The organism is Arcanobacterium pluranimalium, assembly GCF_016907845.1.
Lineage (GTDB): Bacteria > Actinomycetota > Actinomycetes > Actinomycetales > Actinomycetaceae > Arcanobacterium_A > Arcanobacterium_A pluranimalium.
The window spans coordinates 182,257-207,329 of sequence record NZ_JAFBCS010000001.1 but is presented as its reverse complement, the minus strand read 5'-3'; the positions used below and the strand labels follow the sequence as shown (position 1 = coordinate 207,329).

The window sequence follows — 25,073 nt, the reverse complement described above, 5'->3', positions numbered from 1 at the left end:
AGAATCCTTGCAAATACCAACAGCTGGTGCAACGTGCCAATGTTTCACGTGAAGCAAAGCTTCACCGATTGGCACGTTGCACCAGCTAAGTTAGCGCTGCACAACCCGGAAGAATTGCCGAAACCCTAAGGCGCAGTAGCCTAAGGCCTAGTACCTTAAGGTGCAGTACTTTAAGGTGCTGCACTCTAAAGCGCTGCAAATTCAGCGGAAGTCAGCGAAAAACCGAGGAAATCAGCGAACTTCAAACGGTTGTGAGGCTCCTGAGTAGGGGCTGATCACGCCATTCCAGCCATTCTTCCAATCTCCCTCTTGAACAAGGCGATAGGTGCCAGCTGGCGTGTCGTTGCGGATACGCCATTCAACCGTAGTACGCGAGTATGACACGCCTTCACGCTTCCAGATAAACGACGTATCCCAGTCACGGTCGGTGAGATAATCAACCCACACGCCGTTCTCGAGACGCTGTACTCGCAAGAATGTGCCGAGTGTGCGGAAGTTGTTCTTCGGGTGTGCGCCACGGAATTCGGCACGGGCGGTGTCACCTGCAGTATAGCTAGCATGTGGTTGCACAAGTACTTGGCCAAATTCTTCCTTAGCTGGCTTATCATCAAGCACAACTCCTGGACGCTGCACCCACAGTTTCGTATTAGGAAGCGTTGGGAGCGCGTCGTCTACCACCGGCTTATTCTCGATCATCGCGTGTGAAAGACCATCCAACTCCTGCATAAACGCACCAAGCTCATGTGGTCCAAACTCTGTCGATGCACCTTCGTATTGCTGGGTTGCATACTCGGCGCGCGTGGTTAGATAGCCGGCATAACCGTTAGCCGGACCGGACAATTCAACGGTATCCACGCCGTCGTCGGCAAGAATCTTCGCCACGCTTTCTTTCATGTGCCGGGCAGACATCGTGGTGGCCTCAATCGGAAGACCCAAAACTGCTAGATTGCCAATACGGACAATCTGGACCGGCAGCACAGTAGGCGTCCAGCCAATCTTGCCGTCCGGAACCAAAATTGGCTTCTCCGCCTGGCATGGATCATCGCCCAAGGAGATAGTCTTTCCAACCAGGCGAACTATCGTGCCAGCAAAGGACTGATCGATCTTATTAATCGTGTCGAAAACATTGAACGTACCCTTAGTCATGCCCTCATAAACACCTGGAATATTCGACGGTCCATTTTCACCACCAGGAGCGAATGAGAAACCGCGCGCAGAAACGCACAATTTCTGTTCGCCCTCACCGCTCGTATACGGGGCATGCACCGCATAACCAGGCATTTTCACATAGCGGGTGCGCGAATCAATGCGTCCATGAAGTGGCTTGCCGCCGGCGTTAAATAGCTCAACAGCTTTGTCGAGTTGCTGTTGACCTGCGATTTCGGCATTCTGATAGTCGTCGGGTAGACCCTCAAAGCCTGGTGCCGACACAGAATTTCCTTGAGCTGCCACCACATCACCCGTTGCAGAGTTAGCGAAAGCTGCAACGAAAGCGTGGGGATCGGCAGGATCGGATCCCATCTTCTTCTCGAACATGTACTGGGCGTAGCCCTTGTTATCGCCCGAGATGAGCGTCCAGTGAATATTGAACGAGGTAGGGTGTGTGGAGAACCAGTTCAGCACGCCGAGCGGCTTGCCAGACTCGGACTTAAACGCCAGCTGCGTCATGCCGGTGGATACGTTGTCCGCATAGTTTCCGGCGTCGGGATTGGCATTATAGCCAGGCAAAGAACGATTCTTCGTAGCGCCCTTCAGCTCGCCCTGCTGGAGCTGAATGGTGCCCGGTTGAAGATTATTGTGTGCACGCTCGATTGATGCGACGATCCCGGCGATCATCGTGTCTACAATGCGCTGGTCGTAATTGTAGCCAGCGCCGTCGTTGCTCGCGATGCGATACAGCTCGTCAACTGCCATGCCGCCATTGCCGACATGCGTGTGGGTGGCGCTGATGAGCACGTTATTGCTGTTGTACAGATCGCCGTACTTTTGCTTGAGTTTTTCAAGCACGCCAAGCCGAATATTAGGGAAGATTGCGCCTGTATCGACGCTCACTAGCACCACGCGATCCTTGGTTTCAGGATCGCCGACTATAAACGTGTGCGAATAAAGGCGTTCATGAAGTCCAGTCATTTCTTGGCCGGAGGCATATCCAAATGAGCCTGTTTCTACAACAGCACCGGTCACGTCATAAATGCCTGTGCCAACCAAATATGTTGACGCATCTGCCGATTCGGTGTCGGCAAAGGCATTGTGGGCGATGGGAGCTGCTGTGAAAATGGCTGCCGAAAGCGTGAAAGCTGCAATTCCTGCAGCCAGACGCCGTGTGAGCTTACGTGCCATTGTTACTCCTCGTTGAATAAGTATCCAGGGCAAACCACGCAAAATGGCATGTGCTGGAAGTGTTGACGATTGCGCATGGATACGAAATCGGTTAATTCAACATTATAACAGGAAGGAGTGATGTGGGCTACAATCCTCAGCAGCGTAAATGTGTCACCGGGTTCTAGGTAAGTGGTGGGATTAATGGCTGGTCTGTGGGGTTGGGTATGGTTCCGCGGGCTTGTGGCGGGCCCGCGGGGTTTTGGGTGCTAGGTGCGGTTAGGTGTGGCTCTGCGAGGGTGGCCGCTAGTTGAGCCGAAGCGTCATAATGACGCCGGTGTCCGCCGGATCGGTGCCCACGACCGTAAATCCAAAACGTTTGTAGATTTTCACCGCCCGCAGGTTTTCGTGGTCCACGTGCAGCGCAATAAATTCACACCCTTGAGTTTTGGCCAGTTCGCATGCCGCAATGAGGAGTTTTACTCCCAGTCCGCGGTGAATATTACGCGGCTCAACGGCGATTGCTAGCTCTGGAATGTTTGGGTCAAGATTTGCAAAACCTACGGCATCTTTGTTTGCCCAGTGGCGGAGCCAGACGCCGCCTGCTGGTACGCCCTCTGGCTCAAGAGCGATGACCCCGCCGTCGTTCTCGGGACTCCAATCGGAGACGTATCCTTGGGAAAGTTTGCCAAAAAGGGAGCTCACGGGTTTGGATTCGTCGCCATAGACGTCGGTGAGGTAAAAGAGCCGGTGGATGTAGGTGCGATCCTGTTCAGTTGCTGCGCGGAATGTGAAGTGATTGGTCATGTACTTAGCTTATGTGAAGTTTCGGGCTGGCGCGTGGTTACGGAATTCTGCTTTTGCTGTTTCCTTTTGCCCTAACTCAGGCGCTGGCTTACTTCGTCATCTAACACTTCCCATAGCGCCGATGTGTAAGGAATCGCTTAAGTTAGGGCACACCTTAATCAGAGCGCACTGCAATAGCTGGATGAATGGCCGACGCGCGAATCGCGGGATACGCCGATGCCACAATCCCAACTACTGCGCCGAGCACAGGGCCAAGTGCGATCCAGCCGAGATTGAGGTGCGCAGTCCAGTCGCTGATTATTGCAACGACCACCATGATACAAGCGGACACAGCGCTACCGATCAGACCGCCAAGCACGCCAGTGAGTGCACCTTCGACCCAGAACACTGAGGCAACTCGGCTGCGGGAGCTTCCGAGTGCGCGCCGCACGCCAATTTCGGTGGTGCGCGCTGTTACCGATACGATCATTGAGTTTGCAATGAGCAATATCGTAAGCACAATCAGAAATGCGCCGACCCAAGCAGCTTGCCTTGCGAGCTGGCCTGATACGTTGTCTCTAATTTTTTGCACAGAGGCCACTTGGGAAGCTAATAGCTTTTCAGTAGCTTGCGGCATGATGGCTACACGCGCCGCATTCGACACTTGCACGCCAGCGCCGATTTTGGTGCGAATGAGAATTTCTGAACCGCGATCAGTTTTCGTCATGTTCAATGCGGTTTGGTAGGGGATCATAACGTCATTGTTGAGACCGTTCTTCGTGTCGATAACTCCCGCTATAGAAAATTCCGTATTGTTGATCAATATGGAAAGTCCCTCGAAATCTGTGGTGTCCGGGATTTCAAGCTTTTCAGCTGCGTCTTTTCCAAGAAAGGCAACTGGATATGAGCTGTTGAGCATCCATGAGGTAGGCGGCTTGGTGATTTCAGCTGCATCAAAGTAGCTTTCGGTGATTCCAGATAGCTCAAGAGCTACATGGTCAATAGCTGCAATTGGCCGGGTTATTTCTACGCTCATTATGGACTGAAAATTGATTTTCCGACCCACGGCATCAATTGTGGATATTTTCTTGAGTCGTTCTTCAGTGTCCGGTGGGAAGAACTGCTGGATCGTACCGGCTTTTATCTCTTCGGGAGTGCGGTCGGGCACGGCTTTTTCGGCGGGAGTGACCAGCACCTGATTGATCGTCGACGCTGCGATGTCCGCATCTACTTGGTATGCCGCATTTTGGGCGATTCCAACTGATGCTAATAGCGCGCCGGTGCTCAGTGCCACTGCGCTGATCATTAACACGGTGCGAGCCATGCGTGCTCGCAGCTCAATAGCTACGTCAACGAGCAGATCGACGAACGATAGGTGGTGTTTACGTTTTTTACTCATTGGCCGCTCTCCATCGAATCGATCTTGCCGTCACGCAGGTGCACTACGCGGTCTGCCCAGCGTGCGAGCCGGTCATCGTGAGTGATGACGACGATGGCCACGCCTTTGGCTGCCTGTTGATCGAACAGGTCAAGTACGATTTTTGCGTTGAGCGAGTCCAAGTTTCCAGTGGGTTCGTCGGCAAGAAGCACTTGCGGGTGAGTAATGATGGCACGCGCAATGGCGAGTCGTTGTTTTTCTCCGCCGGACAGTAGGCGTGATAGTGAGTGTTTACGTTCGAGTAGACCCACATTGCTCAGCGCGTCGTTAATTGCGGATTCGCGTTCCGCATGCGGAACGCCGGTTATGGAGAGTTTTAGGTCGAGATTTTCCGCTACAGTGCGGTGTCCGAGCACGTGGTAGTCTTGGAAAACGAATCCGAGCACGTCGGATCGGAGGTGATCCCGGCGTCGTCCGCTCAACGATTGCGTCTCGTGGCCTGCAAGTTCGTAGGTTCCCGACGTCGGAACGTCGAGTAGGCCCATGATGTTGAGTAGCGTCGATTTTCCGGCACCAGAGTAGCCGAGGATTGCAACCTTTTCACCAGCATCAACGTCGAGATCGACGCCGTGGAGGACTGGCACAGGTGGTGTTACGTTGTAGGTTTTGCGAATGTCTCGCAGGTGAAGCACGCTCATTTTGCTACAACCACAACGTCGTCTGTTTTGAGCGTATCGCCCTCCAGTAGTGCGAATCCCTCCGAAATACGCGCCACTTTTATTTCGACTTTCTTGCTTTCGCTACCTCGCTTAAGGATTACGTAGGTTTTTCCTGCTTCTTCTCGCAGCGCGGTGATTGGAATTGCGTTTCCTTCTGTTGCGTTTGCGGTGCTAGCAGCGGTAAGCACAACTTCTTGCCCGTCTTGGAACTGCTCGCCAGGTATGGCCACGGTAATGTCGTAGCCAGGTACTTGCGAGTGCTCGCCTTCGGAGGCTTGACGGAATTCGCTAACGCCTATAACGCTCACTTTCTGACCAGTGCTCGTGGAACCCGATTGGGCGATATCTACACTCGCGCCCACGCCGAATGAAGCAATATCTGCAACGCTCACGCGCGCAACGGCAACGGCTTGACCTGAGCGCAGTGTGGCAAGTGGGGCTTCTGGGGTGATGTGCTGATTTACTCCCGCGATTGAAACTATAGTTGCTGGGCCAGCGGTAAGCGAAATGAATTCTGCTGCCCGGATCGGCGGCAACGGTGGAGCCGCAGGTAGCGTCGGTGCTGGTGCAGGTGCTGTCTCTGTACTCACGCTTCCTTCGCCGCGGCTAGACGCTGGTGCGCTGGCAGGAGCTGGAGTTGCGGTGGCTCCTGATGATGGCGCGGCACCCGCCGGTGATACTCCCGTGGACGGCGGGGTGGATCCTACTCGTTTGTATAGTGCTTTCATTGCGTTCGCAGTACGAGCGTCGTAAACGCCGGTGATTTTCCCTTTGTAGAGTCCAAGGCGAGCAAGTGCGCGCTGGATTTCTTTGACGTCCGCCCCGTCGTTGCCTTCGTTGATGTCGCGGTAGAGATCGAATGGCAGGTCAAGCGCAATTACTGGCCGACCCGACACAAAAGCGAGTGTTTGCCCTGAGTTGAGCGTTTCTCCAGCGTTGCGGGTAACGCGTGTAACGACGGCCTGGTTACCCTCGGAAGCAGTAACGACGACGGCTCGTGAAGCTCCTAGAGATGCCTTGCCTTTAGCTTCAACCATGACTGCTGGGAAGTTGCGTTTTTCAACTTTTGCGGTGATTTCTGGCTTGTACTGAGAGTTCTCGATGGCTTCTTCGTTTTTGGAGTGAACAAATGTGCCCGCGAAGAATGCTCCTGCCACCACAAGCAAGGATATGAATACCGTGAGGAATATCCACATGAATTTTTTCTTCTTATTTTCACTTGTGCTGGTAGTTACTTCTTCGTGACTCATGGTTTTTCCAATTGTTGATTCGAGTTTTGCTGTGGTGCAAAACGATTTAGGTGACTGTTATAGGCGTTGATCTGGCTTAGTGTGGGGTGGCTCAACGCCACCCCACACCATAGAGATTGGTGATTATGTGTGTTGGAAATATCCTATCTTTTGGTTCCCGCTAAATTTGATGGCCGATATTATTTCGGCAGTTCAAAGAGTTCTGGGTGGGCGTTGATGTATTCTTTTGCATCTGAAAGTGCCTTGTCTATTTTTTGGCGTTGGGCGATGAGTTCATCGGCGTATTTGGTGATGATTGGCGCTTGGAGGTCTGCCCAGATCTCTACCAGACGTGGAGTGGCGTTGAGTTTTTCTTGGCACTCTGCTGCTTTTATTGCGGCTGCGAAAGCTTGAGGAGTGCGATCTTCAGCGGTGAAACCTTCAACGTATCCAGGCACTTCTTTTTTAGACTGAAGTCCTTTTTCTGCGTAGCATTGCTCAATTTCTTTGAAAACTGCTTGTGCTCGCTGATCCTTCATCAGCTCATATCTGGTATTTGCAAGAGGAGTGGTCCATGGGCCGCTGGGTGCTATATTTTCAAATTCGAATTTGGAAACGTCTGGTTGGTCGCTGCACGTTTCGTGCATTTTCTCAATTTGGTCGTCGGGAACAGTGCTGTTGAGATTGCCAGGGTGGTTTGCTGGTTTTTGCGTAGGGGTGGTGGTTAGTGAGGGATTTCCGAATGCGTTTTGGGTGGCGAGTGCTTTTGTCCAGGGGCCGAATTCGGTGAAGGCGATGTTTTTTCCATCAGCCATATCTGTGATGCGCCAGCCTACCCAGGGGATTCCGAGTTTTTCTCGAGCGCATTTTGCTGTTGCTGCGCTTCCTGCCGAGAGGAGTGTTTGGCGGTCGGATTCGGTGAGGGTGTATCGGTCTGATGGGAGTGTGACCATGAAGTTTGTTTTGTCGATGTCTGCTTTGAGGTTGAGCCCGGCGGGCGCTGAAGAGGTTTCTTTTTCTTCAGTGCCCGCTGAGCAGCTTGAGGCACAAGCGCATAGCGTTAGCGAAACGGACAAAGCAATCAGTTTATGGATTCTTGTTTTCATGTCAGCTTTCCTGTCCCTTTATGTGTAGGTAACACTGCTAGAGCTTGTGGCCATTAGGATTCGTCTTCGAATTCGGATGACCACGATTCAGGTATCAAGCAATCGCTTGCAGTATTGTCACTGATTTTCTTGCTACCTCCAGTTTAAGTTATTGCGCTTTAGCCGCTGTCATACCCTGGTATGAATTTTCGAAAACAAAAGTACACAACTCCGATATTTGCTGATGTTTGCAACACTATTAGGCATAAGTCACCATGATCCTCTCGATACTGATACCGCCGGCTTGTTTGATGCTTATTTTGGTGGTTCGAAGAGTTCTGGGTGGGCGTTGATGTATTCTTTTGCGTCTGCTACTGCCTTATCGATTTTTTGGCGTTGGGCTATGAGTTCGTCGGCGTATTTGGTGATGATTGGTGCTTGGAGTTCAGCCCAGATTTCTACCAGACGTGGAGTGGCGTTGAGTTTTTCTTGGCATTCAGCGGCTTTTATGGCTAGTTGGATGGTGTTGGCATCTATACGGTCAACGTCGGCTCCCTCTACGTAACCAGGGTGGCCTGGATACATTTTGAGTCCGGCCTCGCTAAAGCATTGTTTTAGTTCATCGATAATTGCTTTTGCTCTTTCGTCTTTGAAGAGTTGGTTGCGCGTATCGTTAAGTTCTGCGATCCATGGACCATGTGGTGCGAGGAATTCAGGGTCGAATTGTTTGACGTATTCTTTTTCGTGGCAGTAGGGTCCCATTTTTTCGATGTCTTTTTCAGGAATTCTTGAGTTGTATATGAGTGGGTCTTTGGCATTAGGGTCTGAAGGTTTGTTCAAATGTTTGGTAGCTGGATGGTAGATCGACGGATTTTCGAAAGCGTAAATCGATGCCATCTGCACTGTCCAAGGACCAAATTCAGTAAACGCTGGAGGTTTTCCAGAAAATGTTCCTGGAGCTGCGCCAATCCAAGGTATTCCTAATTCGGTGCGAGCACAATAAGCTACTGCCGCGGTTCGTGCTGCTTCGAATGTGTAGAACTCTTGGCTGAAAGGCTTGACGTATGCAAATCGTTCACTCGGGAGCGTGATCGAATAATGTTCCTTGTCAATATCCGCTTTAATGTCAAGGTTATTGTCCCTGGATTGTCCTATCTGACTGTTATGTGAACAGGACATTAAAGATATTGCAAGGGCAATGCCTATAATTCCAGATGTGATTTTGCGAATTTTCATGATTGTCCTAAATTGTCAGCATTGCCCTTGCGCTTGTTGTTATCTACAGTCTGCGTAGGTGACGCGGCTGATGCGATTGTCCCAGTTTTGGTCTCTAAAAGGTCCTTCGCCTGCTCCATTGCTCAACAATGGGTCACGAAAATTGAAACCTTCCAAATACTGGCTACGTAGAAGTATATAACTGCCGTCATTCCCGTCTCGCCAATCAAAAAACTGTGTAAAGTGGCAAGATCTCCCATTTGCTGCGATCGATGAAGCTTGGTTGTTCATGTAGGCAATTACTGGCGAGGAATGATCTGTATTGTATCCATACCGTCCATTGTAGTTAGATTCTGACCACATACACGACGCGCCGAGTGGGCATGCTCCTGTTCCTGCGTTTGCGATTGGTGCTGCCACGACTAGGCTGGTTGCAGCGAGTGCTAGGGCTGCGATGGAAGCCTTAAGGCTTCTTGTCTTTTTGTTCATCTTTATCTCCTATGATAAGGACGTTTTCAGCATTGATAATTAAGCGGTTTGCTTAATTATCAATTATGGTAGCGCACACACAATCTCAATGGAAGCAATTTTGATAAATATTTCCATTAATTTAATGTTTAATTATTTTGGTGGTTCGAAGAGTTCTGGGTGGGCGTTGATGTATTCTTTTGCGTCTGCTACTGCCTTATCGATTTTTTGGCGTTGGGCGATGAGTTCGTCGGCGTATTTGGTGATGATTGGTGCTTGGAGTTCAGCCCAGATTTCTACCAGACGTGGAGTGGCGTTGAGTTTTTCTTGGCACTCTGCTGCTTTTATTGCGGCTGCGAAAGCTTGAGGAGTGCGGTCATCCGAGGTGAAGCCTTTCACATAACCAGGCGCTTCTGGATTCATTTTCATTCCTTTGGACTCGTAGCATGAAGCAACCTCAGAAAAAACCTGCTTAGCACGATCGTCCTTTAATAGCTTCTCACCTGCTTCAGTGAGTTCAACCGTCCACGGACTCTTGGGTCGTAATTTTATAGGGTCAAACTGACTTACTTCTGGTTTAGGGTGGCAAGTTTCGACCATCTTGTCCATTTGATTATCTGGAATTTTGCCGTTAAGTATTCCTGGGTGGTTGGGTGAAACATTTGTAGGAGGAGCTGATAGGATGTCTGGGTTGCCGAATGCATTATGCTCGGCCATAGCTTTTGTCCATGGGCCAAACTCAGAAAAAACTGTTCTTTTTCCACCGCCTACGTGGTCTAAACTCCATCCCACCCAGGGGATATTAAGTTCTTCTCGTGCACATTTAGCCACGGCAGCACTTTGTGCAGATTCAAGGAATTGTCGATCAACGTTATTGAGAATATAACGAGAAGCTGGAAGCGTAACGGTCAGAGCTTCTCGATCAATGTCTGCTTTAAGATTAAGGTCGGTTGATGAGGAATGTTCTTGTGGCTCTTCCTCATCAACCGAACAACTTGAAGCACACAAGCAAAGAGCCACCGATAGAGCAAGCGTGGCAATTCTTCGGGGTATCATGACATATTCCAATCTTTCCTATCGGTTGGCTTTATTTCTTCGCTTTTGTTTGCTTTTACTAGTTAATAGCAGTGCATGTAGGTGACACGACTAATCCGATTAGACCAATTCTCGCTAGCCCATTCAGGATATTCTTCTGGTCCTACCCCAGCACCATTGCTTAAATTAGGATCTTGATAATTACTACCAATGCGTGTTCTGCTATATAACATAAAATAGCTGCCAGAATTGCCGTCTCGATAGTCGTAAAATGCTGTTACGGGACAGCTAGCGCCATTTGCTACAACTGAATTTGCTCGATTATTTATCCCTGAGTATACAGGTGATGAATGATCTTCGTTGTAGGCAAATCCGCCATTGTAGTCATTTTGTGTCCATAAACAAGAGGCACCAGCTTTGCAGTTTCCCGTTCCTGCGCTTGCGATTGGTGCTACCACGACTAGGCTGGTTGCAGCGAGTGCTAGGGCTGCGATGGAAGCCTTAAGGCTTCTTGTCTTTTTGTTGATCTTTATCTCCTATGATAAGGACGTTTTCTTCGTTGATAATTAAGCGGTTTGCTTAATTATCAATTATGGTAGCGCACACTCGATCTTAATGGAAGCGATTTTGATAAATATTTCCATTAATTTAATGTTTAATTATTTCGGCAGTTCGAAGAGTTCTGGGTGGGCGTTGATGTATTCTTTTGCGTCTGCTACTGCCTTATCGATTTTTTGACGTTGGGCGATGAGTTCGTCGGCGTATTTGGTGATGATTGGTGCTTGGAGTTCAGCCCAGATTTCTACCAGACGTGGAGTGGCGTTGAGTTTTTCTTGGCACTGCGCTGCCTTGACTGCCATTGTAAGATTTCTTGGAGTGATTTCATCTGGAATGACTCCCTCAACGTAGCCAGGAACTTCCGAACTCATCTTAAGTCCTGCTTGGGTAAAACATTGATCCAATTCACGGATTACATTTTGTGCTCGTTTGTCTTTTAATAGCTGGCTACGCGTGTTGTTCAGCTCTTCGGTCCATGGGCCGTTAGGAGCCAGTTTGCGAGTGTTGAAATGATTTAATGTTTCTTCTTTAGCGCACTGGTCGTTGACGGTTTGTCGTTGTTGCTCGGTGAATTGGCTGTTGTATTCGAGTGGGTCTGTTTCTCCTGCTGGAATTTTGATTCGTGTTTCAGGTATTAAGGCATTGAACATAGAAGGATTCGAGAAACCATACTTTTCTGCAATTTTTACATTCCACGGTCCAAATTCGGTGAAAGCAAATGGTTGACCGTCGCTGAGTCTCCAAGTGGGGACGCCCATAATCGGGATATTTAGCTTATTTCTTGCGCATTCTGCAATGACTGCGGATTCAGCGGATTGGAGTATTATTTCGTCGCTACTTAACATTTGGATATTTGCATAACGATCACTCGGGAGCGTGATCGAATAGTGTTCCTTGTCAATATCCGCTTTAATGTCAAGCTCGGTGGAGGGAATGGATTTTTCCTCCACCGATCCTGAGCAGGAACATAAACCCAAGCATGCCAAAAGAATAAGACTGACCGTGCGCACCTTGCAGATTGCCATTTTCTTGTGTGTGTTCATTACGGTCCAACACTTGTATTAGTGCGTTTCCACTCGTAGAAGTATTGAGGATTCTTCGTAACGAATTCGCGTGCTTGTTGCACCATCTCGTCTATCCGACGGCGATTCTCAACAAGTTCGTTAGCATATTTTTCGATCATTGGAGCTTGCAGCTCAGCGAGGGCTTCAGCAAAGCGTGGAACTGCATTGATCTTCGTTTTGCAATCAACTTCTACCAGTGCCATCTTTATCTGCTCAGCATCAATGATTTCAACCCGTGCACCTTCAATCGATCCTCTGAAATCTTCACTAGGTTTGTAGCCTGCCGCTATGTAACACTGCTTGAGTTCTTCAAGAACAGTTTTCGCTTTGGCACTTTGCTCGAAGTTAGATGAATAGCTCGCGACCTTACCAAATTCGGGTACGTACATTGCAGAAAGTGGATATTTATCGGTTTCAGGGTTTGATGAGCATTCTTCTTGCATCTTTTCAAAATCCTGCTCCGAAATTTGTGAATTTGGATTATCGGGATCAATCACTGGATGCTCTTTCAAATACTGAGCTTCTTTTGCTGCTTCTTCTGGAGACGTCATTTTTGGCCCAACATAAGGCTTAGTGATGGGTCTGGTTGCGTAGCCGAGCCGTTCTGTGCGCTCTTTGATCCATGGGCCAATTCCGTTCCATACAACATCGTTGGGGTCGCCCTTGCTCAATGACGCCTTCCATGGAATTCCGAGTTTTTCATGGGCACATTTCGCCATCCCACCCGTACTTGCTGCAGTGATCAGATTCTGCTCTTCATTAGAGGGACCGAACCTATCGAGAGGTAGCGTCACTCGGCCCGTTTTGAAATCGACGTCGGCTTTCAGATTTAAGCCCGATGTAGCTGATTCGCTGGACTCCTGGGTTTTCTCAACGGCGCTAGTTTCGTCCTTTGCGGTGTTGCTTTGACATGCGCCCACGAGCATGGCGCACAGTGCAAGTGATGCCACAAATAGTTTACTTGTTTTCATAATCCTAGCTTTCACGTTCTTAGTAGCGCCTTGAGCGCTCCTGCTTCGTTGCGGGGAAAGTGTCATTTCTGAAATATAAAGTCTGAAATACTAAGTCGTTGTTGATTATAACAGTTCCTGATTGCAACAAATATAGATTCAGCTGAGCGAGTCTATATTTCAATCAAAACAGCTGCATACGCGGTAAACAGCGCACTAGGCACGCCGCACACCCGCCAAACCGCAAGCACAGCAAACCGCAACCCCGCAAAACCACATACCCAACACGCCGCAAACCCACCAAACCACGCGCTCAGCGCTCCACCAACAAAAAGAAGTGTGGGGTATGACGTACACTGCGCTTTAGCGCGCGTGCCATCATACCCCACACCCTGTGCCGATTTGCTGCTGCGATTTTGTGTAGATTCACTACTCGAACCCACAGTAGGCGTGTCACCGCAACACCACGGTAGATTCACCATCGCAAAACTGCAGCATCACCGCAGATTGCCACCGCAACGCCGCTGTGGTTTTGTCACCGCAAAATCACAGCAACATTAGCGGTACGCATACGTGGTGCTTAATGCTTATTTCCATAAGCAACTGCACCTTCCCAGGTGCGCACGTATGCTTCCGTTGAGCTCATGAGCTCTTTCTTCATCTGTGGTGCGTCCTTTCCTGCTTGTTGTAGCAGGTCAGTGAGGTAATCTGCCAGTAAGCCGTAATGAGACATGCCATCCTTGTTGAAATCCCACGTGCGTTCACCAGTCACGTTGCGGTCAAACACTGCTCCCGACGGCGCGGTGATCGGGTACTTCAAAGGATTCGTTGCGGCATCCTTGCGAGCCACAGGCAAAGGTCCCATACCGTTAATATCAGTGCCGAGACCAAAATGGTTCAACGACGGCGTCACGCTATGATCCGAGCGCCAATCGTTCACCTGTTTATCAGTAGGAGACAAGTAAGACGCGTAGAATCCTCCCTGCTTAATGATCTCTTCATAGAACAGCGGATCAGACCAGGTGTGATTAGACATCACGCCAGGGTAGCCGGCTTCTTTTGTGATCTCGAGAGTGCGCTTGATCGTCTTCACGCTCATATGATCAACGTTAATCACCATGCCCCGATCCATGAGCTGGCGAATCAAGTATTCACCAAGCTCGGTAAGCCCTTTGCGGTTGCAAATCTTGCCTGAAGGATAAATTGGCAGCGCGCCGTCGTAATCCTTGCCGAAAACTTTCTTGTAGACGTCGAGCAGCTTGTCGTTATTCATAACGAGTGGAAGGTCGGCTGGCCCCTCACCCTCACACTTTTCTACCTGGAAGAACGTGCCATTGGAGACGACGTTTCCAAAGGTCATAATCGTGCCGGTGGTTCCATTATCGAATCGCGTGCCACCAAAAGCATTATCGAACTTGTGAATAGGGAAGACGTTGGAAACTCCCATCTTCTCCAATTCATCAAGACCTTTATCGATGTCTTCCTTTGAGCAGCTGGTGATGCCAGTGCAACCAAATAATTCCGACACCTCAATGCCGATTGATACTGCCATCTTTCCGCTCGCCACAATACGGCGCATATCTGCCGGAGTGCGGGCGATCTGCAAGAATCCCTTTCCAGGGCCGCCGTTTTGTGCGTCCACATAATCAATAAGCTGTTGCATTTGAGCTGCTTGCGCACGCACCTGCTCCATCTCGTTGCAGCTTGTGCCCTTAATCGGGTAAATATCGCAAATCACTCGGTTGCCCACATATATAACATTGAGCGCACGCACGCCTGCTTTCCATGCGCGCTCCAGCCCGGTGTAATACCCAGTTTGGTGAAGGAGCGCAGTAGGCGTTGGGCGGTTGGTGAACGTAGGCCAGCCATCAACATTTCCATACATCTTTGTGCCTGCTAATAGCATCTCAAAGAATGTACCTGCACCGGTTCGATGCGACTCACACGGCGCCAAAGCCTCTTGAATCCCACCTGGGTGGAAAGGCTTTCCGCAGAACAGATGCCCGCCAAAACCCCATACCGAGAGCAAATGTTGGTGTGCGTCGATGATTCCATTCAACGTTCCATCAGGGTTCACCGTAGGCTCGGTCGGCTCGGATATCATGTTGATTTGCCCATGCGGAATTTGTGCGCAGCCGCTGGCGGGAATCAGTGTAAATGTGGTGTTTTTATAAGAATCTCCACCGCCCACGGCAAGTTTTCCGAAGCGGGTACCTAGCTGCTGCCCGGTCTTGGTGGCAACAATCGTGAAGGCATCACCTTTGGGCGTGATGGTCCAATCTGCACGATCACCATAGTTCTTTCCTGCCCATACTTCGTCGAAAATAGAAGCAAAAAGTGGGCGTCCTTGCTGATCAACGAGACGGTAGCGGCCCAAAGTGGTGGCTTCGAAAGCGATTGGGGTGGCCTGCCCTTCCTCAGCATTCGTTGGATAGCCGATATCCGCAGTGCTCACGAACTTGCGGCTGCTCGGATCGTTGGCTGCATCTGGAGTATTAATACGCATCGTGAAACAACGATTGTCGAGGGAAACGTAAGGCGTAAGGGTGGCTTTCGGCATCGATTCCGTTAGTCCAGCGCCAAGTTGCATCGAATTGTAGCTCGTCACGGTGGCTGGTTTAGCGTTGTCCGCCGTCATTAACGAAAGTGTGTCCTTATCTTGCTCTGATTCGGTGGCGACGGCGTTCGATAGCGTCGCGACCGAAAGCAACGGTAGCGAGACTGCTACCGCTAATATTTTGCGTATTTTGCGCCGAGTGCGCGGTTTGTGTATGGTGTGGGAATTTGTCATATTCTTGCCGTTCTACTACATCGTCGTTGATGTTTGCATAATTTGGATATTTACTCCAAACGTAGCAAAAAGCACAATAATTTATTGCGTGCAACCGATTGTAGCACATATATAGAAACGGCGGTATTGTTTGCAGATTTCTTCCCGAAATGATGTGTTTTTCGAATTATCCTTTCACGGCACCATCGGCAACGCCACGGAAAAAGAACTTTTGTGTGAATGCGAAAAGCACAATAATCGGCAGGAGAGCAAGCATGGTTCCAGCTGCTACAACGCGTGGGTTAGCTGCAAAAGCAGAATTGAGGTACTGCATGCCCACAGTGAGTGTGTACTTCGCTGGATCGGAGAGAACTACGAGCGGCCACAAGAAGTCATCCCATGCTTGAATAAACGACATTAATGCCACTACGGAAGCCATTCCGCGCACATTTGGCCACACCACGTAGCGTAGCCGTTGCAAAGTATTTGCGCCGTCAATCGTGGCCGCATCTATTACGGCGGATGGGATAGAGCGGCAGGCAGTAGCCATGAGGAGCACGTTGATCGCGGTGATGGCGGTTGGTAAAAATACTCCAACGAGCGTATTTGCCAAGCCCATCGACTTAATGGTCAAGTACTGCGAGGTGAGAGTCACTTCGCCAGGCAGCAAAAGCGTGGAGAGGATAAAAGCGAGTGCGAAGCCACGCCCGCGGAAGCGAAGATTGGCGAGGGCATAACCGGCACACGTGGAAAATACGATATTCGTAATAACCATCGTGACCGAGACGAACAGTGAGTTCCACGCATACTGCACAACTGGAATTGCGCGCGTTACTTCACCATAATTCGCCAATGTAGGATCTTGTGGTATCAAATTGGGAGGAAAGGAGTAGATGTCTTCCCAAGGCCCTTTTAGTGACGTGGACAGTTGCCACAAGAAAGGTCCAACTGCGATCACTAGCATCAGAATTAAAAGTGCATAGCGTCCAATGATCCCCAGCGTGCTCGAGCGTTCAATCCCGTTACCGCGAAGTATTTCAAAACGCGACTGTTTCATTGCAGATTCTCCCTTTCTTCAGGGGCGACGTCGGTGCCAACGGTTGTGGGAGCCGCATCTGTAGTAACGTGACCACTTGCTACGCGACCACTAGCCACGCGAGCTTTTGCGGTGCGACGTGCGAGCTTCGCCGTCTTACGAATTCTGAGCGTTTCGCGGATTTCCTCGCCTTGATTGATATACAAGACGAAAAGCAAAGGAATGATTGTTAACGCGAAGAGCACAACAGAGATAGCCGAAGCGTAGCCAAGATTTCCGTTCAGGCCTTTGCCAGTTTGCTGAATAAGCATTACCATCGATTGAGATTTACCACCGGGCCCACCCGAACCATTCGTGAGTACGTAAATCTCTGAGAATACGCGCATAGCTGCCACGGTGATCAGTGCCGATACCAGCATCATAGCGCCACGTACCCCAGGAACGGTCACGCTCCAAAAGCGGCGCCACCAGCCGGCACCATCAAGAGCAGCAGCTTCATACAATTCTTTCGACACGTTTCCCAAAGCTGCAAGATAAACCACCATGTAATAGCCCAAGCCTTTCCAGATGGTCAGTGATGCAGCGGAAATAATAATGAGCCACCGGTCAATCAAAAAGTCGATTGGAGCATCTGTGATACCAATAAACTGCAAAGATTCGTTGATAATTCCGCGAGAATCAAAAAGCCAACTCCAAATGATTCCCACCACTACAACTGACGCAATGACCGGGAAATAATACGTGGTGCGAAATAGAGAAATTCCGGGAACCTTCTTCTCAACAAGCAGCGCCAAAAGCAAAGGGAGAAAAGTCAGCAGTGGAACGCATAAAACAACGTAAAGTAGGCTCGTCACCAGTGCATATATGAATCGTTCGTCGGAAAACAACTGTGTGAAGTTATCAAATCCAATGAAGTGTGGTGTGCGAAGCGGGCGCGCATCAGTGAAAGCGAGATATACCGTATTCAAGAACGGCCAAATCGCAAAAACTGCCACCCAGATCAGGGCTGGCGCGAGTAATAAATAAGGCGTATACCAGCGTTGAAACTTCATAGTTTTTCCTTGCGGTTTGGATTTGAGATATAGGTGAGAGCGGAGAGGGGAGGAGAAAAGGAAGGGGAAAAATGGGACGACAGCGAACCTGTGAGCTGGCTGGTTGGGCAGGGAATCCATTCAGCTAAATCGATTCCCTGCCCAGTTTTGCCAGGTTTGGCGAACTGTGCCTACGTAAGCAAACTGTGGCTATTCCAGCAGGCGTGCCTACATAAGCGAACTGTGCCTACTTTTGCAGGTTCTTGTTGGCGTAGTCCATAGCCTTGTCAAGAGCTTCTTGAATACCAATCTCGCCCTTGACTGCAAGTGCCATTTGCTGCTTAAGGTACTTGTCCATGTCATAGGTGAACTGGATCGGGTACTCAGGGGTTGCCTTGCTCAAAGCTTCAGCGGCAGCGGTAGTTGCTTTCTTTTGCAATTCATTCTTCACTACACCAGTGAAGGATTCTGGCTTTGCATTCGCTTCGTTGGTACCAGGGAAGAAGCCCTGCGCGATCTTCACGAACTCAATTTGGTTTTCATTACTGGTCAAGAACTTGGCAAAGGCAAGAGCGGCTTCAGGAGACTTCGAGTTCTTCGCAACCGAAATTCCCTGAATAAACAACGGCGGGTGACCGATACGCGGCGTCGCTACCGTCGTCGCTAGCAGCGATGGAGCTTCTTTCTCCAGCTCGGAAGCGAAACCTGCCGAAGCGGTGGTCCACGCCGTCTTACTTGCTTTGTAGAGGTGCGAGTTTCCTTGGTAATCCGCGTTTAACGCCTCAGCAGGCATTGCACCTGCTGCGTATGCGTCCTTGTAACGCTGCACTACTTTGACGGCTTCTGGCGAGTTAAACACGAACTTGCCATCCTTGATGATCTCCACGCCGGCGGATGACAGCGTGCCGGTTCGCGGCACGTCCGAAATCATCTTCACCTGGCCATTAGTTGCCTTTGCAACCTGATTGGCCATAGCGAAGAGAGAATCTAGATCGGTTGGCAGCTTGTTGATATCAATGCCGGCTTTCTTGATCAGGTCGGTGTTGTACCAGTTCAGATCGGTACCTAAGTACCAAGCGTAGGCGTACTGACCCTTCATACCTGGGTAGCGGTACGCATCAGTTGCTTGCTTAACGTAAGCGTCAAGCGATTTTGCATCTGCCTTTTCAAGATCGGTTAGCATATCTGCCTGCGCCAACTTATATGCAAACTCAGGCGGGAGATTGATTACGTCCGGCAGCTCATTGGAGTTAGCTTGCTGGAGGATTTTGTCCTCATAACCATCGCCAGGCTGATCGATCCACTTGACCTTGACCTTTGGGTTTGCTTTTTCAAAGTCGGCGATGATCTTCTCAAAATATGGCGTGAAGCGGTCATTCTTCAAGCTCCACGACTGGAACGTGATATCGCCCGCAACTTCTCCCTTACCGGAAGCCGAATCGGACTTGCTGTCTGAGCTACCGCCCGTACAAGCGGTCAATGCGAGAGCACATACTGCTGAAATAGCAGCAAACTTTTTGAATCGCATGTCTTCTCCTTTGAAGAGTGTTGTTGAAGATGTCTGGTCTTGACGGCAAAGAAACTAATCCTCACCTCCTCGATCAGCTAACCGCAGCGCCCGTACATCGCCGTCTAAAGCAAGGTCAATCCATGTGTCGAAGATTTGACCATAGGGGTTGCTGAGGTTTCGAGTGTTTTCATCGACGACGACGGTCAACGATTCGCGTTTAACTCCGGCCTCGTTCTGTGCGGCGTTGCGGCGCACGACATTACTTGCCTCGGCGTCGTCAACAAAAGCCCATTTCTTAGCCGAGACTTTGAAAGCTTCGCCAATCGGTTTAATATTTCCGTGTTCGTCAATGAGACCCAGCGAATGCTCAAAATAGGGGAAATCGACTAGCTCAGAGCTGACGTCGTGTGAGCACCACCAGGTAATGGCTTCAAGGTTAGGGCTGACGCCCCCGCCACGAGCACCCATGAGGGCATCAACCGTATCAATAAGGAATTCAGGAGCTTTCCCAACCGACACGTAGTTTTCGGGAGCACCCACCTCTTGCAGCCAGATTGGCCGGTGTGGATCGTTGCTCCACGCCGCAGCTAGTTCGCATAAATAACGAGCAAACCACGGAAGTAGGGGAGAGTCAACGCCGTAGCGCGGACCAAGTGCGCCGAATACCCACGAGTGTACAGTAGTGGAATCGCCACGTGTTACTGCTGCTTGCGGGCCAAATGGTTGCGATGGTTCGAACCATAGATCGTCGTCATGCGATTGCACGTGACGCCCGTGCGGCCAGACTCGTTTCGCTTCGCCCAACAGTGAATCAAGCCAGGTCAAAGCCTCTTGGGGAGAAGTCTTGTGGCGGTGCGGATGGCGTTGAGCAGCAAACTGCATGAACTCGTTGCCCAGCGTCAAGCCCGTGGTGCCTGGAATATCTCGTAGGGCTTCACCGAGCACGCGCACGAGATCCTGCTGAGCAGCCACAACCTGCGGATCGGTGAAAATATTGCGATCATGCCAGGTGGAAACCCACGAGGGGAGGAAATCGAAAGACGAAAGATGCCCTTGTAGCACGTCGATACTTGACTCTAATCCTGCTTCATGCGCTAACTGTGCAGTTGTGACCACTGCATCCACTGCCGCAGTGCGAATGAGATTACGATTGGGTTGCAAGAGCGGCCAAAGCGGGAAAATTCGCACGTGATCTGCGCCGATGCTCTTAATCTGTGCAAAATCGGCGGCCACTGCACCAGCGTCAAAATCGAGCCAAGAATAGAACCAGCCTTGACGTGGCGTGTAATTAACTCCGAATTTCATTGCTCCTCCAAGCTGAACCGCAACGTTGCGACCTGGAATGCTCCCAGCTCAAGTGTGTAGTTTTCGCCGTCGCGTTCGATGTGAGGTGCGCTATCGACGTCTTCGTACAGCAAGTTCGTACAACGCACGTTGTGAGCGTGGTTGATGCGCAATTTCGCCGCTCGCGGTCCACCTTCGGCTTCGTAAATACGCACGACGACGTCGCCCGAACGATCCGGCGCGAGCGCGACGGATTCAACAATGGCACCATCAACTGCGATAAGCGGTTCACATACGAAGGTACTTGCGACGTTGCCTTCAAAGTTACTTGCGAAATTCTCTGCGAGTTCATCTGCTAAATCCCCTGTGAGCCGTGCATAACGCTCACCAAGATTTAGAGTCTGTCCCTCTTGCGTGGCACGCAGCACCGAAGCCCCCGGAACAATGCGGAAATTCCACGAATGTCGGCCTTGGTCTTGCTCAGGATCAGGGAACTTTGCCGACTTCACCAGCGTTGCTCGTACCAAACTCCACGTGCCACGCTGTGCATTGGCATGTCGCGTGACATCCCAGCCGTATGTGGAGTCGTTCGCAATCGCCAGGCTCTGTGTAGAATTAGCTAAACGCAGCCAACGATGTGCAGAAACTTCAAATCGGTAAGCATCCCATGAGGTGTTTTCGTGCGTCGGGCGTTCGATATAACCCATCTGGGTTTCGTATTGCGCGCGATCTGTGTGGATATTCGTGGGGAAGGCGATCTTGAGGAGTTTTTCCTGCTCATGCCAGTTGGCTTCCACGTGAAGATTAAGCGCGTCGTCGGTGATCCGCCACGTGAGCCGAACTTCTGACGAATCGAAGCGGGCGCTGGCGTGAACGCGCACTTCACCGGCGTCTTCCTCAATCGAATCGAGAGTCATATCGCTCACTACCGTGCGTGAACCGCGATAGAAAGGATCGATATCCCACGCGTCCCACATATTGGGGAAATCTTGGTGAAGATGAAGTTCGCCAGCTCGTTCACCTGCGGGGATGTATTCGGTTCCGGCGTGGTCGCGCATGCTTGTGCAGCAGCCGGACTCATCGAATACGAGCGTTAGCGACTTGGTGGAGACAGTGCGCGACTCATTATCCACATGGAGTTGCGCAGGTTCACCTACAGCAATTCCTATGCTCATTGGCTGCACGCCCCGGCACGTGAACGACGAAGCATTGGCGATAATGGCAGGCTGATAATTTCCGACGCCGCCGCCCGTAGGCACGCAGGCTGCGTCACGATCGAAAGTGTTTTGGCCAAGTGTATTTTCTGCAAGTACGCTGAGCGCTTGCCCAATCAACCACTCACATACCGCCGCGAGCTTAGCGTGCAACTCGCGTACCTCTCGATATGCCCATGCAACAGAAGTCCCAGGAAGAATATCGTGGAATTGGCACAACAACAGATCGCGCCATGCGAGTTGCAATTCCTCGTAGGGGTAATCCATCAATTTGCGAGCAGCAGCCGTAGCACACCAGAGTTCAGCTTCACGCAAGAGCGCTTCACTCCGACGATTTCCCTGCTTAACGCTGATCTGAGATGTGAACGTTCCACGATGGAGCTCAAGATATAGTTCACCAACCCAAACAGGGAGGTCTGTGTAGTCGCTTTCGGCACGCTCGAAGAACTTATGTGGAGATTCCACAACCGTGCGCGGTGCACCTTCCAGATTCTCAACACGAGCGAGTCGCTCCATCATCTCACGGGTAGGGCCGCCACCGCCGTCGCCATAACCGAAAGGAAGCAAAGAGCATGTAGCTTTGCCCTTGTCTTTAAAATTCTCAACAGCATGGATGAGCTGGGCGCCCGTTACTTCTGATCCATATGTATCGGCAGGTGGAAAGTGGGTGAAGATGCGAGTTCCGTCGATTCCTTCCCAAGCGAGCGTGTGATGAGGGAACACATCTACCTGGTTCCATGAAATCTTCTGGGTGAGGAAACGTTCAATCCCTGCTTCTTTTGCAAGCTGTGGAAGCGCGCCCGAATAGCCGAACGAATCTGGCAACCAGATTTCTTTGCATCGCACACCCAGCTCTTGCTGGAAGAAATTCAATCCCTCCACTAACTGTCGGCACATGGCTTCGCCACCAGGGAGAACGGCATCAGGCTCTACCCACATTCCGCCAACTGGCACGATCGAACCTGTTCGCACGCACTCGCGAATCCTTTCAAATAATTCAGGATCAAGTTCCTTAACCCATGCGACGTGTTGTGCGGCGGGGAGTGCAAAAACTAATCCAGTGCCATCTTCGATCAGGCGGACGACGTTCGCTAGCGTTCGCACTACCTTGCGTTTTGTTTCTCGAATTGGCCACAGCCATGCCGAATCGATGTGGGCGTGCCCGACGGCGCTGAGCCTGTGCGCGTTTGGAAGCGCCGGTTTGGCCAGCTCAGGAGCAAGAATTTCACGTGCGTGGTGAGCAGTTCCGGGAATATCGTTGAGATCGAGAGCGTCGAGCGCTCGGTTCAGGCAGTGCAAGATGTTCCACTCGCGGTCACCGAAATGTGGCTGAGCGTTGATTAGCTCAATGAGCACAGAAATATCGAGCGCTAATGCATAAACATCGCTGTGGCGGATTGTTAAATCGGCTTGTGCCAGAGTGTAGAGGTCTGTGAGCGACGACGTGAGCTTATCGCCGTCGTAGGATGGTTGGAATGGCGGAACTGCTAGTAGTAGCGGATTCGCGGCGGCTTCGATGTTGAACTCGACTGTTTCGCCTGGATTTTGGGGTAGCGGTATCCAACGGTTCTTAGGATTGAGGGCTTTAATCGCTTGACCGGCTTGGTTACGTACTAGCCCCTCGCATTGAAAGCCTGCAGAATGATCGGCCCAGCCGAGGTCTATCACTGCTTCGAATACGTCTGTGCTGTTTAGGGTGAATTTAGAGGGGTTGTTAGGAGCTGATTCAGAGGCACTGAGATCAGGGATCGTGGTTTTTACTGTAAACCAGACTGTTTCCCACGGCGCACCCCATGACTGGCCTGCATTTATATGCTCAAATTCGCTCCAAGGAATCTTGGTGAAGTCAATTGGCTCACCAATAACGATGCGATTTTGTGTATGGATTCCTTGTGCTGCGTGTGTATCCTGCTTTTCGGGCGTTGTATATACGCCCTGTGTAGTGTGCGTTTCGCGGGGGACGCGCCAGTACTTAATATCAAGTGGGGCGACGACGGTGTGCTGTGCAGGCAGGACCTTCTCGCGCAGAGTGCGTTCCACGCGCTGCGTAAGAATCTGACGGTTATCGTGCACGGATCCTCCTCATGAGAGTGCCTCATTGAAATCTCTTATTCTGTAGCATATGAACTAAACCGTTTTAGTGCAAGACTTTGCGTGAAATTTGTGCGAAAGTGTTTCTAGGAAATTAAACGATTAAGCAAATAGGGGTGCGAGTGTCGCGACCAACGATCAAGGATATTGCCAAATTGGCTGGGGTCAGCCCTGCTGCTGTCTCTTTCGCGCTTAACGGACGTGCGGGAGTGTCTGATGCGACCCGGCAGCGGATTCTTGAAACGGCTAAAAATATTGGTTGGGTGCCAAATGCTGCGGCAATTGCGCTCTCTGGTTCGCGAGCTGGTGCTGTTGGGCTGGTGATTGCTCGACCTGAATCTGCGTACTCCAATGAGCGATTCTTTTTTGAATTCATCGTGGGATTGCAGCGTTCATTGCGTGAAGCGGGTCTTGATCTGGTGTTCCATACAGCTGAAAACCTTGCTGAAGAACTGTCTATGTATCGACGTTGGGTGGCACAGCGCAAAGTCGATGGCGTTGTGCTGATTGATCCTCGAGCTGACGATCCTCGCTTGGCGCTTCTGCAAGAGTTAGGATTACCTGGAGTGATTGTTGGTGAACAGTTTCCGGGATTTGGTGCTGTGATTGCTGATGATGCGGCGATGATCAGGGCTATTGTTGAGCATCTGGACGAAAAAGGTGTGCAAAGAATTGGTTATGTAGCTGGAAATGGCGCGCTTTTGCACACACAAAAACGGTTTAAGGCACTTCGAACAGGAGCGCAAAAATTTAGTATGGACGCTGTGATTGCGCAGGACGTGGACGTCACAGAGGCTTCCAGCTACAGTGTGGTGGAAAGCTTGCTGGCTGCGTCAGTGCCACCAGATGCGCTGGTATTTGACAATGAGATTTTGGCATTAGGTGGTGTTCAAGCAATCCAAAACTGTGGGTTGAAAGTCGGTGTGGATGTGCTCGTGGTGTCCTGTGAGGATTCGGATGTATGTAGAGTGCTCAATCCGCCTATTTCTGCAGTGAGCAAATCTGCACGTTCACTTGGTGAACACGCTGGTAGTGTGCTTGCTCGTTTCTTTGACGATGGCGAGTATTACCCCATTCGCGAAGAGCGTGCACGTTTGATTGAGCGCGCCTCAAGCATGGGTATGGTGATTAGCGTTCGTCGCTAACTCGACTCGCTGAGTTGATTTGATTTGCGAACTGATGGGAAGAAAATTCTCTGCTTTGGGGTAGTTTGGGCGATTTGCGAAAAATCCTTGTCAATGTCTCTTGCTATTGATTAGGCTAGAGTTCACTAAACCGATTTAGTTTCTGGATTGATCGGTTGATGTTGAACTGAAGTTGACCAAAGCGAA

General features: G+C 50.5%; 19 protein-coding genes. 1 reads left to right on the top strand and 18 read right to left on the bottom strand.

The features are described from left to right. Nucleotides 1-231: 231 nt before the first annotated feature. From JOD55_RS00860 to JOD55_RS00775, 18 genes are all read right to left on the bottom strand, one after another. Nucleotides 232-2,340 (bottom strand): neutral/alkaline non-lysosomal ceramidase N-terminal domain-containing protein, encoded by a 2,109-nt coding sequence (locus JOD55_RS00860; RefSeq protein ID WP_204397810.1) that lies wholly within the window; start codon nucleotides 2,338-2,340, stop codon nucleotides 232-234. 285 nt (nucleotides 2,341-2,625) lie between these two features. Then, nucleotides 2,626-3,126 (bottom strand): GNAT family N-acetyltransferase, encoded by a 501-nt coding sequence (locus JOD55_RS00855; RefSeq protein WP_204397803.1) that lies wholly within the window; start codon nucleotides 3,124-3,126, stop codon nucleotides 2,626-2,628. Between the two features lie 154 nt (nucleotides 3,127-3,280). Further along, entirely contained in the window at nucleotides 3,281-4,504 is a 1,224-nt protein-coding gene (locus tag JOD55_RS00850; RefSeq protein WP_204397801.1) for an ABC transporter permease, read from the bottom strand. Then, nucleotides 4,501-5,181 carry an ABC transporter ATP-binding protein gene (locus JOD55_RS00845; RefSeq protein ID WP_204397798.1) on the bottom strand — a complete coding sequence of 227 codons (681 nt, stop codon included), beginning with the start codon at nucleotides 5,179-5,181 and terminating at the stop codon, nucleotides 4,501-4,503. Before JOD55_RS00845 ends, JOD55_RS00850 begins: the two co-directional genes overlap by 4 nt. Then, complete coding sequence (locus tag JOD55_RS00840) at nucleotides 5,178-6,452, bottom strand: peptidoglycan-binding protein (RefSeq protein ID WP_204397796.1); 1,275 nt, start codon at nucleotides 6,450-6,452, stop codon at nucleotides 5,178-5,180. The genes JOD55_RS00845 and JOD55_RS00840 overlap by 4 nt, the downstream gene beginning before the upstream one ends. Nucleotides 6,453-6,631: 179 nt before the next feature. Further along, on the bottom strand, nucleotides 6,632-7,537 hold the full coding sequence (locus JOD55_RS00835) for a hypothetical protein (RefSeq protein WP_204397789.1): 906 nt from the start codon (nucleotides 7,535-7,537) through the stop codon (nucleotides 6,632-6,634). Between the two features lie 294 nt (nucleotides 7,538-7,831). Then, nucleotides 7,832-8,752: a hypothetical protein gene (locus JOD55_RS00830; RefSeq protein ID WP_204397787.1), complete on the bottom strand. Its 921-nt coding sequence runs from the start codon at nucleotides 8,750-8,752 to the stop codon at nucleotides 7,832-7,834. Between the two features lie 39 nt (nucleotides 8,753-8,791). After that, complete coding sequence (locus tag JOD55_RS09375; protein ID WP_204397785.1) at nucleotides 8,792-9,220, bottom strand: peptidase inhibitor family I36 protein; 429 nt, start codon at nucleotides 9,218-9,220, stop codon at nucleotides 8,792-8,794. Nucleotides 9,221-9,352: 132 nt separating this feature from the next. Continuing rightward, nucleotides 9,353-10,255, bottom strand: a complete 903-nt coding sequence (locus JOD55_RS00820) for a hypothetical protein (RefSeq protein WP_204397782.1) — start codon at nucleotides 10,253-10,255, stop codon at nucleotides 9,353-9,355. A 62-nt stretch (nucleotides 10,256-10,317) separates the two neighbouring features. After that, nucleotides 10,318-10,692, bottom strand: a complete 375-nt coding sequence (locus JOD55_RS00815; protein WP_338022167.1) for a peptidase inhibitor family I36 protein — start codon at nucleotides 10,690-10,692, stop codon at nucleotides 10,318-10,320. A gap of 201 nt (nucleotides 10,693-10,893) precedes the next feature. Then, on the bottom strand, nucleotides 10,894-11,835 hold the full coding sequence (locus JOD55_RS00810) for a hypothetical protein (RefSeq protein WP_204397780.1): 942 nt from the start codon (nucleotides 11,833-11,835) through the stop codon (nucleotides 10,894-10,896). Then, on the bottom strand, nucleotides 11,835-12,827 hold the full coding sequence (locus JOD55_RS00805; RefSeq protein ID WP_204397778.1) for a hypothetical protein: 993 nt from the start codon (nucleotides 12,825-12,827) through the stop codon (nucleotides 11,835-11,837). The genes JOD55_RS00810 and JOD55_RS00805 overlap by 1 nt, the downstream gene beginning before the upstream one ends. A 559-nt stretch (nucleotides 12,828-13,386) precedes the next feature. Beyond that, nucleotides 13,387-15,597: an amidohydrolase family protein gene (locus tag JOD55_RS00800; RefSeq protein ID WP_204397776.1), complete on the bottom strand. Its 2,211-nt coding sequence runs from the start codon at nucleotides 15,595-15,597 to the stop codon at nucleotides 13,387-13,389. A gap of 166 nt (nucleotides 15,598-15,763) precedes the next feature. Next, the gene (locus tag JOD55_RS00795; protein ID WP_204397774.1) at nucleotides 15,764-16,633 is read right to left on the bottom strand and encodes a carbohydrate ABC transporter permease; all 870 of its coding nucleotides are present in this window, start codon (nucleotides 16,631-16,633) and stop codon (nucleotides 15,764-15,766) included. After that, nucleotides 16,630-17,664, bottom strand: coding sequence for a carbohydrate ABC transporter permease (locus JOD55_RS00790; protein WP_204397772.1), 1,035 nt, complete (start codon nucleotides 17,662-17,664; stop codon nucleotides 16,630-16,632). The genes JOD55_RS00795 and JOD55_RS00790 overlap by 4 nt, the downstream gene beginning before the upstream one ends. 226 nt (nucleotides 17,665-17,890) lie before the next feature. Next, nucleotides 17,891-19,171 carry an ABC transporter substrate-binding protein gene (locus JOD55_RS00785; protein WP_204397770.1) on the bottom strand — a complete coding sequence of 427 codons (1,281 nt, stop codon included), beginning with the start codon at nucleotides 19,169-19,171 and terminating at the stop codon, nucleotides 17,891-17,893. 54 nt (nucleotides 19,172-19,225) lie between these two features. Further along, the gene (locus tag JOD55_RS00780) at nucleotides 19,226-20,458 is read right to left on the bottom strand and encodes a glycoside hydrolase 5 family protein (protein WP_204397768.1); all 1,233 of its coding nucleotides are present in this window, start codon (nucleotides 20,456-20,458) and stop codon (nucleotides 19,226-19,228) included. Beyond that, nucleotides 20,455-23,724, bottom strand: a complete 3,270-nt coding sequence (locus tag JOD55_RS00775) for an alpha-mannosidase (protein ID WP_204397766.1) — start codon at nucleotides 23,722-23,724, stop codon at nucleotides 20,455-20,457. Before JOD55_RS00775 ends, JOD55_RS00780 begins: the two co-directional genes overlap by 4 nt. A 140-nt stretch (nucleotides 23,725-23,864) precedes the next feature. On the opposite strand from JOD55_RS00775, the gene JOD55_RS00770 reads away from it, so the two are divergent. Beyond that, the gene (locus JOD55_RS00770; RefSeq protein ID WP_204397764.1) at nucleotides 23,865-24,887 is read left to right on the top strand and encodes a substrate-binding domain-containing protein; all 1,023 of its coding nucleotides are present in this window, start codon (nucleotides 23,865-23,867) and stop codon (nucleotides 24,885-24,887) included. The last annotated feature ends 186 nt before the right edge of the window (nucleotides 24,888-25,073 follow it).